The sequence below is a fragment of the Bacteroides sp. genome, assembly GCF_052357945.1.
Taxonomy (GTDB): domain Bacteria; phylum Bacteroidota; class Bacteroidia; order Bacteroidales; family Bacteroidaceae; genus Bacteroides.
Genome location: NZ_DAWCXD010000140.1, coordinates 1 through 12,444, shown reverse-complemented (window position 1 = coordinate 12,444; position 12,444 = coordinate 1). Strand labels below are relative to the sequence as shown.

General features: G+C 42.6%; 9 protein-coding genes, 1 tRNA gene and 2 pseudogenes. 9 read left to right on the top strand and 3 right to left on the bottom strand.

Going from position 1 to position 12,444, the window contains the following annotated elements; translation table 11 throughout:
• The 9 genes and pseudogenes from ACT8YW_RS18685 to ACT8YW_RS18645 form a co-directional block, all read left to right on the top strand.
• Positions 1-192 (top strand): hypothetical protein (locus tag ACT8YW_RS18685; RefSeq protein ID WP_444106723.1); only part of this gene is annotated, 192 nt, incomplete at its 5' end.
• 56 nt (positions 193-248) lie between these two features.
• Positions 249-1,358 (top strand): annotated as a pseudogene (locus ACT8YW_RS18680) (tyrosine-type recombinase/integrase); the annotation flags it as partial.
• Positions 1,359-1,372: 14 nt separating this feature from the next.
• Positions 1,373-2,317, top strand: coding sequence for a DUF6043 family protein (locus ACT8YW_RS18675; protein WP_444106721.1), 945 nt, complete (start codon positions 1,373-1,375; stop codon positions 2,315-2,317).
• Between the two features lie 2 nt (positions 2,318-2,319).
• Positions 2,320-3,345 carry an ORF6N domain-containing protein gene (locus ACT8YW_RS18670; RefSeq protein ID WP_444106719.1) on the top strand — a complete coding sequence of 342 codons (1,026 nt, stop codon included), beginning with the start codon at positions 2,320-2,322 and terminating at the stop codon, positions 3,343-3,345.
• Positions 3,346-3,553: 208 nt separating this feature from the next.
• Positions 3,554-3,883: a helix-turn-helix transcriptional regulator gene (locus ACT8YW_RS18665; protein ID WP_444106717.1), complete on the top strand. Its 330-nt coding sequence runs from the start codon at positions 3,554-3,556 to the stop codon at positions 3,881-3,883.
• Positions 3,870-5,117 (top strand): annotated as a pseudogene (locus tag ACT8YW_RS18660) (primase-helicase family protein). The gene ACT8YW_RS18665 and the pseudogene ACT8YW_RS18660 overlap by 14 nt, the downstream one beginning before the upstream one ends.
• Positions 5,118-5,349: 232 nt before the next feature.
• On the top strand, positions 5,350-5,697 hold the full coding sequence (locus ACT8YW_RS18655; protein ID WP_444106715.1) for a hypothetical protein: 348 nt from the start codon (positions 5,350-5,352) through the stop codon (positions 5,695-5,697).
• A 32-nt stretch (positions 5,698-5,729) separates the two neighbouring features.
• Entirely contained in the window at positions 5,730-6,431 is a 702-nt protein-coding gene (locus ACT8YW_RS18650; RefSeq protein WP_444106713.1) for a hypothetical protein, read from the top strand.
• Positions 6,432-6,774: 343 nt separating this feature from the next.
• The gene (locus tag ACT8YW_RS18645; RefSeq protein ID WP_444106711.1) at positions 6,775-8,277 is read left to right on the top strand and encodes a mobilization protein; all 1,503 of its coding nucleotides are present in this window, start codon (positions 6,775-6,777) and stop codon (positions 8,275-8,277) included.
• A gap of 87 nt (positions 8,278-8,364) precedes the next feature.
• Here ACT8YW_RS18645 and ACT8YW_RS18640 read toward each other — a convergent pair whose 3' ends face one another.
• The 3 genes from ACT8YW_RS18640 to ACT8YW_RS18630 form a co-directional block, all read right to left on the bottom strand.
• Positions 8,365-9,945: a hypothetical protein gene (locus tag ACT8YW_RS18640; protein ID WP_444106709.1), complete on the bottom strand. Its 1,581-nt coding sequence runs from the start codon at positions 9,943-9,945 to the stop codon at positions 8,365-8,367.
• 12 nt (positions 9,946-9,957) lie between these two features.
• Positions 9,958-11,487 (bottom strand): hypothetical protein, encoded by a 1,530-nt coding sequence (locus tag ACT8YW_RS18635; protein WP_444106707.1) that lies wholly within the window; start codon positions 11,485-11,487, stop codon positions 9,958-9,960.
• 868 nt (positions 11,488-12,355) lie between these two features.
• Positions 12,356-12,439: transfer RNA gene (locus tag ACT8YW_RS18630), tRNA-Leu, on the bottom strand.
• Positions 12,440-12,444: the final 5 nt, after the last annotated feature.

The window sequence follows — 12,444 nt, the reverse complement described above, 5'->3', positions numbered from 1 at the left end:
AATGATACAAATTATGCTGAACAGGGTCAAATGATAAATTCAAAACAGGTTCTAAGAAAAACGATACTGAAACTAAGGCCACCATATATTTCCGTCTGCGCGACGGAAAGAAAGATATCAAGGGCGCAAGCGAACTTGTCATCAGTCCCAACCATTGGAGTGCCGAACGGCAGGGATATAAAGACCGTGTAGCTTTAGTGCCGGAAGATGAGAAGATGAACTTGAACCACAAAGTGCAGGCATTAACCCAGATGATTGAAAAGGAATACAAGGAGGACGCTGACAGTGAATGGCTCGGGGAAATTATAGACAAATTTCATCACCCGAAGAAATACAAGACAGAAGAAGAACTGGCGGCTGAAAATCCGCCAACCTTTACCGAGCTTTTCGATGAATTTCTGGATAAGCATAACCTTTCGGAAGTAAGAAAGAAGAACTTCCGCGTGGTGAAGAGAGCACTCATGCGCTACGAACTGTTTGTCAGAAGGACAAGACGGGGAATGAAGCATTTTACCCTTGACATCCATACCATAACTAAAGATACTCTTGCCGATATGTGGGAGTTTATGGAGAACGAATATGCCTATGTGGAAGAATACCCTGAAATTTACGAGACCATTCCGGAAAAACGGACTCCCCAACCGCGAGGGAAGAACACCCTTATAGATAGCTTCTCACGCATACGTACCTTTTTTATATGGTGCTACAATCAAGGCAAGACCACTAATCGTCCGTTTGACAAGTTCCCTTTAGAAGAATGCCTTTACGGAACGCCCATTTATATTACCCTTCAAGAGCGTAACCAATTGTTTGAGGCTGATTTGTCCGCTCGTCCGCAACTGGCTATTCAGCGTGACATCTTTGTGTTCCAAACGGTTGTAGGTTGTCGTGTGGGTGACCTTTATAAACTCACAAAGAAAAACATTGTGAACGGAGCGTTGGAATACATACAAGAAAAGACGCGCGGCCATAATCCCCGGACAATAAGAGTACCTTTGAATGACATTGCCAAAGCCATACTCGAACATTATAAAGATTATGTAGGGACATCCTTGCTTCCTTTTATATCAGAACAGAAATATAATCAAGCCATCAAGGAAGCGTTTCGATTGGCTGGACTTGATAGGATTGTCACCGTACTTAACCCGCTCACTCGCGAGCCTGAACAAAAGTATCTGTATGAGGTGGCTACCACACATACGGCTCGAAAGACATTTATCGGCAATATGTATAAGAAGGTGAAAGACCCCGACCTTGTTTCATCGGTATCGGGGCACAAGGAAGGCAGCAAGGCTTTTCGCCGATATAGAGAGATAGACGAGGAAATGAAACAGGAACTCGTACATTTGCTGGACTAACAAGACAGTAGGCTATGGCTCAAAAAGATTTTGAACGATTCAAGCAGGAAGTCAAGGATTGGCTCGACTCCCACCCAAGAGAATATGATCGGTTCGTTGTCGAAGTGAACGACAAATCGGCTACGGGCTTATACAAGATATTCAAATTAGGGTGGAAACTCACCCCTCAAATGATGTGTAAATATCAAGCCGAATGTCATGGAGACCTCGCTGATGAACATCGTTTGCAAAGCTATTCGGCGGATTCTGATGCGGCAAAATTGTTGATTGAAGAGTTTCACAATGTAAAAAGCAATACAATAGTCCCAGCCATGTTGGCATGGCTTTATTATGGCAGGTGTTATGAAACTATGGTCACTCAATTGGAAGCCGAGGCGCAGAACCCTGCAAACAACTTCTTTGAGAAAAAGGTTGCAGCAGTAATGGTTAAGGTGGTTATCAGAAGCAGCATATTTAACAAGATGCGAACAAGAGAAGATTGGCAGAGTTTTCATCGGGAGAAGAAAGCCATTGAGGAAAATCGCGTAGTAGAAACAAGTATTGAAGATTTGTCTGTTGATGATAAACCAATTGAGGAAAAGCTGCCAACAGATAAGCGGGTATCTCTGACATTGAAAGACTATCTCCATGGAAATCAAGAAAGGATTCTGAATCGGATAAGGTTGAGAGTTTCAACGCAGCACACAGGCACAGATTTGGCACGACTGTATTTTGCCCTCCAAGAGGAAGGCCTTCTGACCAGTTGTGATGTGACAACATTCCATAACCTACTTGTCAAGGAACTGCCGAATTGTGACTTGAAGACTGTACGCAACCTGCAAGTCTCCATTAAGAAACTAAATGACAGTACGAATAAAGGGAAAATAAAAGACAGTGGAATTGAACGGGCATTCATCAATGAATGGAAGGCTTATCTCACTGAAACAAATGACGAAAGTATAAACACTTTTAATTTATAAATATGGATAAAGACATTATCGTCCAAGAAATCAATGCCGAATACCTGAAAGGTTATATATACAACATCAGAGGAGTTCGTGTGATGTTGGATATGGACTTGGCTAAAATCTATGGTTATAGCACCAAAGATTTCAATCGCCAAGTGAAAAACAACATTGAAAAGTTTGAACAGGACTTCATGTTCCAATTGTCCGATGACGAATGTGAAATCTTGAGGTGCAAAAATTCCACCTCAAGTTGGGGCGGTCGCAGATATAACCCTTATGCCTTTACGGAACAAGGAATATACATGCTTATGACCGTCTTGAAAGGGCCACTGGCAACCAAACAAAGTAAAGCCTTGATTCGCATCTTCAAGCAGATGAAAGATTACATTGTCGATAATCAACCATTACTGGGGCAAAGAGAATATCTACAACTATCTTTGCAAACAACCCAAAACACACAAGACTTGCTTGATTTACGCAATTCCCTATCTGCCATAGACGACAAGGTTGCCAGCATAATAGACACATTGGGCAGTGTCGTAACAAAGTCGGAACTGGCAAATGTTATGCTTGATTTTGGCAATCCTTCGGTCAGAAGAGGTTGGCTGATACTTAACGGTCAACCCGTTGAGTCGGATTTGGCTTATCAGCATATTTATGCCACAGCCAAGAAAACGATATTTGTAGTTGACAATTACATTGGGTTAAAGACATTGGTGCTTTTGAAGGATGTTCCTGTCAATGTAAATATAACGATATTCTCCGATAATACGGGTAATCGATTACATCAAGCAGAACTCAATGACTTCTGCCGTGAATATCCCAATGTTTCTATCTTATTGCACACCTCTGGAGGAATATTTCATGACAGGTATATTGTCATTGATTACCAAACTGCGGATGAACAGATTTACCATTGCGGTGCATCGTCCAAAGATGGAGGTAATAAAGTCACGACTATTACAGCAGTTACAGATAGAGCCATTTATCATCCGGTTATAGACCAACTTATTCAAAATCCTGCATTAATATTGAGATAAAGGCATTCTCAAATAAACCCAACTAGGCTGTTCTGTATTTCGTTTCTTTCGTTTATGATTTCAGCGAAAACAACGAAATGCAAATAATTGAATCATAGCAAATTCCATTTATACTTTTGCGCTATCGTTCCAATGTCGGAGCGGTGGCGCAATCATTTATAATGCTGCCGGAATGGTTGTGTCGGGCTACTGGCAGCATGTATCTACCATGACCGATTTGATGCAAATTATCTCCAACAGTGCAGCCAATATCAAGTTGGAGATTACAAGTGAAGACCTGCGCAATTTCTCAAACGAGCTTATCAACCGCGCAGTGAACGAGGTGGCGGTGGCACTCAAAGCCACCAATGAGGACAAGTTATTGACACGTGAGGAAGTCAAGGAAATGTGCGGTGTTTGCGACACGACCTTATGGCTTTGGAACAAGCGCAATTACCTGAAAACCGTTAAGGTGGGTAACAAAGTAAGATACCGTTTCTCGGACGTGAAGCGCATCTTGGGTAAAACTGACAAAATTCCCTACAATGGAAAAGATTGAAAACACGCTTGTAACTCCCAAGATTGAAAATGTCGAGAACGTAGAAGAAGAGTATGTTCGTGTTGGAACTACCCTATTTCGCATTCTCAATCAGCCAATGATGAATGGCTCGTTTCGCAAAATACGTGTAGAGTGGAAGATGAGCGTATTCCGGCAAGACCATGGCAAGGACGAAGTGGCACACATTCCGAAATACGATGGATTCTGTACTATGCCCAGTCATACAGATTACCGATTGAACGTGAACAATTTTTACAACCTATACGAGCCGATAACCCACATCCCGGAGGAAGGCGATTTCCGACATATACATTCGTTAATTGAGCATATCTTTGGTGAGCAACACGAATTGGGCATGGACTATCTTCAACTGTTGTACCTGAAACCAACGCAAAAGTTACCGATACTTCTATTAGTGTCGGAAGAACGAAACACGGGTAAGAGCACGTTTTTGAATTTCCTGAAAGCATTGTTTTAAGAGAATGTTACATTCAACACCAACGAGGATTTCCGTAGCCAGTTCAATGCCGACTGGGCAGGCAAGCTGATGATTGTAGTGGACGAGGTGCTACTCAACCGTCGTGAAGACAGCGAGCGATTGAAAAATCTAAGCACGGCACACTCTTACAAGATGGAGGCAAAAGGTAAAGACCGCTATGAAGTGCAGTTCTTCGCCAAGTTCGTGCTGTGTTCCAACAATGAGAGTTTTCCTGTTTACATCGAACCCGAAGAGACACGCTATTGGGTGAGAAAGGTCAGCAGATTGGAAAAAGACGATACTACCTTTTTACAGAAACTGAAAGATGAAATTCCCGCGTTTCTGTACCACTTGCAACACCGCACCTTGATTACCAGTGAGGAAAGCCGAATGTGGTTCTCGCCATCTCTTATCCGTACAGCAGCTTTGGAGAAAATCGTCCGTTGCAATCGCAGTCGCACAGAACTTGATATGGCAGAATTGCTGCTTGACATTATGGATTCTATGAATGTGGAAATTATAAATTTCTGCATCAACGACCTGCTACAACTGTTTAATTACTCAATGGTGAGAATAGAGCGTCATCAGGTGCAGAACATTCTCCAACAGTGCTGGAAACTGGAGCCAGCCCCCAATGCGTTGTCTTATTCCACCTACCAAATATCAGTGTTGCCCGGACAGAAGTATTCCGCATCACCTAAGAAAGTAGGACGCTTTTATACCGTCACTCGTGAAATTCTAAAAGACTACCGTTGAAATTGTTGAATATGATGAAATATAAGAAAGAACGTATGAACAAGGGCTTTACAACTCTACAACACTCTCAACAAAATTCAACAGAGAACTTTGCCTGCCAAAAAAGAAAGACGATAATATGCTGCCCTATTAAAAGCGAAGCTCCTTTTCTTTTCCCTTTTGTCAAATCATTCTCAACAGAATCAACAAAATCAACATGGAATAAACAATCGTAAAACTAAATAACATTTGTATGAAGAAAGAAGAATTGATAACAAGAATAGCGCAACGCAACCCGCTACTGGCTGATGCAATCGGCAAAATGATTGACCACATCACAGACAAATGGGCAACACCATATCCCACAAAAGAACAGACGGAGGCGGTCAATACCTACCTACATTCCGTCCATGCAGACGGTGACGGAACGATGAACGAGAGGAGCATCGCACATCGGAGGATTGCCTCGCAGGAGATAATCATTAACGCAATCCGTGTGCTTGACCATGACCAGCTTGACCGCTTGCAGGACGTGCTGAACCACATAGCGGAAGACAAAGAGTATTACATGCCCGAACGGGAATACGGTTTGGGCTGGTAGCTGACCAGTATAACATCATAATATCATAGACTATGTGTAAAGAGAAACAGACCATACGCTACTGCACCATTCTTTCAGCCGAACAGTGGGATTTTCTTTTGGAAGACAAATTCTCCGCTTTCAGACAGAAGTGCCTGCACCGACTGATGACCGATACGGTACGGGAAAGAACCGTTTATAAAATCAAAGGCGTTGAGATTGTACTGGAGGTGGGACAGGTCGCAGCTTCCGACGTGGAACTGGCGGAATACTTGGGATGCAACCGCAAGACAATAGGCAAGCTCATCGACAGTTTTAACAGGCTCGGCATGCTGACCACCCGAACCAACAACCACACTTCCATACACACCCTGCATTTTCTCACGGATTGGTACGTCGGAGGTGTCCTTGTGACCAATCCCCATTATGTCAGACCTTCGGCAACTGCCAAAGGACAACCGGGCGATATGCGGACATCTCTTTCCGATGATTTGCCGATGCAGAGTGTACAAAATACCATACCGGGTGACAGCCAAAACGAGGTACGGGATGCGGACAGCACAGGGAGCGGAACAGGATCTCCTTCTTCTTCCCTTCGCTCGCCTGCAACGTCCGACCGGGCAGTCGGTGATGAAGTCGACAATCCCCATAGTGAAGACAGACAGCCTGACGAAAACCCCACGGAAATCCCAAAAGAAACGCAGGACGGCACGATTGGCGGTGAGACTGACCCGAACATAGGGAAGAGGAATTGAAAGGCGCAAAACGCCGGATTCCAAGCGGTACTCCGTTGTCGTGGCGTGAGCAACCGTGCTTGCACCGGTATAGCCCACTATAACTTCTCCGCTACGCTACAAAGTTGTGGGCTCTCCCGAGGGGCTGGGCGTTGCCCCGTCCCACTTAGGACGCTGCCCTAAGAACCCGGCAAGGACTTTCAGCCCTGTGCAACCCGACCAAAGAGTGCCCCCCTCTTTGGAAACTCCGCTTAGAGGTTTCCACCCCTAAGAACCCCGGGCAGGAAGTGACCCTCTCCCTGCACCCTCCGATTAAGGCACAGCCCTAATAACCCATTGTGAAACTCAAAAAACAAGCAAGCTTATGGCACAAAAGACATCAATCAACATAAAGCCCTGCCTCGTCAGAAGCAGTGGACCGCATAACAGACGATTAGCGGAATATCTCGCCAATATCCGCAAGGAAAACCTCTACATCCGTACTGAACTTACGGTGAGAAACGAGGCATGGGTAGCACCTGAAATTGGCGATACCTCATTGGCTGACTACTACAATCAGATAGCCGCAATGGTCAAGGAGAAGACGGGACGGGCGATGCAGACCAAAGACCGGAAACGTGTAAACAAGAAGACGGGCAAGGTGACCATTGTGCGTGGCAGCACCCCAATCAAAGAGGGAGTTGTCGTAATCAAGGAAGATACCACGATGAAACAGCTGCAGCATTTCTGTGAGGTGTGCAAGCAATGTTGGGGTATCACGGCATTGCAGATATTCATCCACCGTGACGAGGGACATTACGGTGTACCCGGAGACACCGCCACATGGAAGCCCAACCTGCACGCCCATATCGTCTGGGACTGGATGAACCACGACACCGGAAAATCCTGCAAGCTGGACGAGAAAGACATGAGCGATATGCAGACGCTGTTAGCGGAGTGTCTGGAAATGGAAAGGGGCATCTCAAAGGAGATTACAGACAAGAAGCATTTGGAGCGCACGGACTACATCATCGCCAAGCAGAAGCAGGAAGCCGCCCTTGCAGCCAAAAAGAAAGCCGAAGCGGAAAGGCAGACCATTGAGGGAGAGAACAAGGCAAAAGAGCAGTACGGACTTTCACTTGACAACGAGATTGCCGACAAGGAAAAGCAACTCAAAGACGAGCGCAAGGCGAAAATGGACAGCATTTTGGATAGTGTCGGCAGTATTGTAGGAGTTGGCAAATCCGCAGCCGTTGAAAAGGAAAACGCCAAGCTGAAAGCCGAGAACGAGCGCATCAGAAAAGCCTTTCCCAATGCCGTAAAAAACAAGGTGGAGGAACTGACAAAGGCGTTGGTTACGGAAAAACAGGAAGCCGAAACCGAGCGTGACAGGACGTTGGTACTGAACCGCTCGCTTACTATGGAACGGGACAAGGTGGTACGACAGCTTCAGGAGCAAAAGGACGGTGAGCATCAGCGCATCAGCCAAGCGATACTTGAAGCCACAGAGGAAAAAGACAAGACTATCCGCCTGTTGGAAAGCGCATTGGCAATCAGCCGCAAACTTCTAAATGCCTTTGCCGATTTTCTCTTTCATACAAGCGAGGTTTTCAAACGGGCAATCCAAGCGATTATCCATTTCGGCACGGAACAGCACCAGTCGTTCTTTGCCCCGTCCGAAGCCGCCGACATCAAGAGCGTGATGCAAGAATATGGCGAAACTGCCGAACAACAGAAAGCCATTGGCGTATGGCTTTGTAGCTATGCGGAATGCCGACAGCCATTTGACGAAATAAAACATCGCCACACACTCAATGAGGTGGGCGATGTCGCAGAGGGGAAATATGATTGGAAAATAAATTATAGACAAAATAATGTTAGATTGTAAAATTCAACGCCAGCGAAATAAGAAACTTTGGCTTTATTTGCTATTACATTTCATGATTCTGTGAATCTAAATATCGAATATATAATATTACTCACTAACAATTAGTCTTAGCATATTTTGACTCAGAATCATACGATTTTCTGGATTTTTTGCGATTGCTACATCTACTATTTTTTTCAGAGGAAGCGTTGTCGAAACTCCCTTGTCAAACAATTGCCAAGCTTCCACAGATACTCCATAAGCTTTACGCAATTTATGGATTAGAATACTAACATCAATATCGTGCTCCGTGAGGTGCATCGGATTGACATCCTGCCTTGTAAGGCAAGACTCTACAATGTCACTAGCTTGGGCAAGACAAATAGCCTTTCGACAATCTCTAATCAGCCATTCGTATTCTACTTCTGACTTCCCAAATTGGTAAATTATAGTAGAATATTCTTCTTGGGTTAAATCTAAATGATAGTTAAAGTTTAGGCTATTAGTCAATTCAGACCATCGAACTTTACACATATCCGTATAATACGGATCGTCTAGATCGCCCCAACTGTGTTGATAGAATTGATAACAGCATTTTCTTACAACATTTATTATATCTGGAATGCTGCTATTGTCAATGCTTTGAGAAGTATTGTTGGCATTTGAAACGGTCTTTGAAGTTATACCTTTTTCCGAAATAGATACTGAATCCATTTCTTTTAACAATTTCTGTGATTGTGATGTCAAGTTTCCATCTTTTGAAAGAATAGGAGTGTCTAAAACAGATTTTATAGCCTTAGCCAAACTTGCGCTGGCCGCGACACTTTCTTTCTGTTGCTGACTAAAAGAACGAAAATCATTCCCATGTTCGTCTATGGCCTCTTGCATTTGCTTTATAGACATATCAAAGTATCTCTCCAGCTTGGAAAGTAGCTCACGAAACATATCTGCTCGTTTTGCTATTGCTCGGCAAAGATCAACAGCAGCATCCATTTCCTCTGAATATTTCCTAGCTTGAGCTAAGTTGGAATATGCTTCGTCTTTAGCTTTACTTGCTTTAGCTCCTACAATAAGCCCCATAATAGCTAATGCGGGTCCTGCAACTAATCCTCCAAGAACCATAGTGCCACCAGCTATTCCTAATCCTCCAGCAGCCAAAGAACCTCCGCCAAAAAATGCTAATGTAGCATTTGTGGCAGCCGCACCACTTAAACTAGCAATAGCAGTACCCGTAGATGCAGCAGCGAAAGTACCTGCTGCACTGTATGCACCAAATGCTGTTAATGCACCTCCAAGAGCACCACCTCCGATACCACCAATTATTGAGGTTGCAAAACCACCAAGCTCCTTAAGTTCAGATAAGGATTGACTGTCAATTTGGAATTTTGATAACTCGTTCAGACCTACAGACTGTCTGAAATCTACATTCTTCAACTTTTCGAATGTTTTGATAAAGTTATTTATGCTGTAGTTCAAAACATTCAATTTTTTTCGACCAAGTGCTTCAAGACTACTTCCACTTTGTTTCCGAGCGACATTGATACGATTTTTTGCTTGATCAACTATTTCATTGGCTTTTTTATTGGTCTTATTGGCAGAGTTAGTATCAACTGCAGCTTTGACCGATTTGCCAATTCCTAATGCGCCTGTAACGGCGGCTATACCGATAAAGAGTAATGGTAATGGCATATTTAAAACATTTTAAAGTGTTAAAGAAATTTTATTATCATCCATGAAAGATTCAAATTCATTCATGTTTTCGTATTGAATAGTTCCGCCTAGTTTTTTTGTAATCTTATTTGCTCCAGATATAAAGAGATCAATATCTCCGGATAGAAGTGCAGAATCCATATCCGAAAACGCAGAGTTGAAAACATTTTGATAGTCAGATAAATATTGAGAAGCTATTCTATTCATTTCTTCACGGCATTGCCTAATGTAATTAATAGCTTCATTACATTCTTTTTCAATTCGTATGCGATTTTCTCTTGCAAGTTTTGCATCTTTCAACGATGTTGTCAATTCCTTGTAAAATGCAGAGCTCAAAGCGTATCCTACTATTGAGCCAACCATAGCCCCAACAATCGGGATTGGTATAGCTGCTTGCCCAACAATAGCAAACATCGCACCGCTTATATGTCCGGCACTTTTTTCTCCTACTTCTTCTAAAAGTTCAATACCTGAAATTTTACCTTTGGCAAAGAGTGTCATAGATTTACCTAAGTCGATAGTCGAAGTTACAATCATGGCAGGAGCATTGGTCTTAGATATGGCTCTGATTGTAGAACTTGCAGCATTTTGCATTCCGGCCTTAATTGTAGAACCAGCAAAAGCTGTTGCATAACCTACAATAGCTCCTTTACCTGTATCTAAAGCAATAGACTTTGCTGCATCGAAAGGTTTGATTTCTCCTTTAATAACACTTATTGTATTTTTAATCAAAGAGATTCCACCTCCGACAAATGCCCCAGTCTTTGCTTGCTCGATTCCCGAACGATGTGAAATTCTTATAATATCTTTTGCTGTAGATATTTTAGGGTGTAATCGTGCCTCAATTGCCTCTTTGTTCGTGATACCACTATCCTTGACTAAGGATTTTATTTTTCTGTATTTTGCAATATCCTTTTTTAGTTTTTCAGCTAATTCTTTATTCCCAGAGGAGTTTGCATAATCTAGCTGTTGTTGCAAAGATTGAATTTTCGCTTCTGTTTCTTGCAAAACGCCAGGGTAAAAGTCACTTGGAACTGTAATCTTTGCATCAGCATCAATATATTTTTGGAATTTATCGGATGCAAGTTTGTTCAGGCAAGCTTTGGGTGAATTTCCTACAAATTTCATTTGCTCGCCTGATCCTAAAACGACTACCCCATCTTCATCAAGTAGCACATGGTCAAATAACGGATCGTTGACACGCCCTAAATCATCAGTCCTAGAATATCTTTCTTTTGAACCTGATATGATTTTCTCGGCATTTTGACGGGCAGTATATTTGTCTTCTGCAGCAAATCCTGCTTGTTGTTTTATATTTTGGGAGGCATAGCCTTCATTGATCCTACTCCCTGCTGTTTTCTTCAGTCCACGTACAAGTTTTCTTCCATTTTCATTGTCTACACCAGAATAAGACACCAAATGTTCTTTTGCAGCAGATCCATATCTAGACACTACTTCGTTAGCCGCTCCAGATTGAGTTGCCAAATCAATTGATTCTGTATGTTTTTTCTTTTTTTTCATAACACTTCCTCCTAAACACTGAAGCGTGGAACTGCAATGCCACGTTCTAAGTCGGAGGTCGTAGGAATAACCTTTATTCAGAGTATGGTAATAGCAGCCCACGCTATGGCGTGAGAAACCATTACGCTTTTCCCTCTGAATAGTCTTGAATTTCCTACGTTCCCGACTTCGAGATAAGCATAACGCTTCTTCTTATTTCATATGTCTTGGAAAGAGTCGCCCCAATCCAAGTACAAAAATACGAAATTTCTATGATAAACTATTATCGTTGAACAATTTTCTATGAGATTAAATCTCATTTCGATTCTTCTCTTACTTTTAAAATTTCCGATTCTATTGGCAAGATAGAACGAAAATAGCCCCTCTAATGGATAATTTCATAGCCCATTTGTACCTTGGTTGTCTCTTTAGCTATCCAATATACTGTTTTTCAACAGTAATAAATAATTCTTTGACAAGTACTTTCCGCTTTTCACTCTATTCAATCAACAATAAAGTATAAAAATACTTGCCCTTATTAACGCCCTGTCTGCTTTTTGGCTCTAACAGTCCCCTTTCTCTATCCGACCTCCTACCTAAACTATAGTTTACAGAATCATTTATAGTGGTTTTGAGCTTGACATAAGGAAAAGGAAGTGCTCAAAACATGAATCGCAAAACCTTTTCTGCGCCAATATTTTTTTAAATAACGAATGAGCAGAAGTCATTTTGTTTGCAGCTTATCGCTACCATCATAATCAACGTTTAAAGACATTCAAACCCATTTAACGAAATGAGGAATAAATCTGGGTGGGAACAAAACGGGAACAATGAAGACAAAATAAAATCGGATAAGTATTGATTTTCAATTACTTATCCGATTTACTTGTACCCAGACCCGGGGTCGAACCGGGATGGAAGTAAATCCACTGGTGTTTGAGACCAGCGCGTCTACCGATTCCGCCATCTGGGCGCATA

Bases quoted from the DNA above. Each gene is read 5' to 3' on its own strand.
- ACT8YW_RS18675 (WP_444106721.1), top strand. From the start codon at position 1,373: ATGGCTCAAAAAGATTTTGAACGATTCAAGCAGGAAGTCAAGGATTGG.
- ACT8YW_RS18670 (WP_444106719.1), top strand. From the start codon at position 2,320: ATGGATAAAGACATTATCGTCCAAGAAATCAATGCCGAATACCTGAAA.
- ACT8YW_RS18665 (WP_444106717.1), top strand. From the start codon at position 3,554: ATGACCGATTTGATGCAAATTATCTCCAACAGTGCAGCCAATATCAAG.
- ACT8YW_RS18655 (WP_444106715.1), top strand. From the start codon at position 5,350: ATGAAGAAAGAAGAATTGATAACAAGAATAGCGCAACGCAACCCGCTA.
- ACT8YW_RS18650 (WP_444106713.1), top strand. From the start codon at position 5,730: ATGTGTAAAGAGAAACAGACCATACGCTACTGCACCATTCTTTCAGCC.
- ACT8YW_RS18645 (WP_444106711.1), top strand. From the start codon at position 6,775: ATGGCACAAAAGACATCAATCAACATAAAGCCCTGCCTCGTCAGAAGC.
- ACT8YW_RS18640 (WP_444106709.1), bottom strand. From the start codon at position 9,945: ATGCCATTACCATTACTCTTTATCGGTATAGCCGCCGTTACAGGCGCA.
- ACT8YW_RS18635 (WP_444106707.1), bottom strand. From the start codon at position 11,487: ATGAAAAAAAAGAAAAAACATACAGAATCAATTGATTTGGCAACTCAA.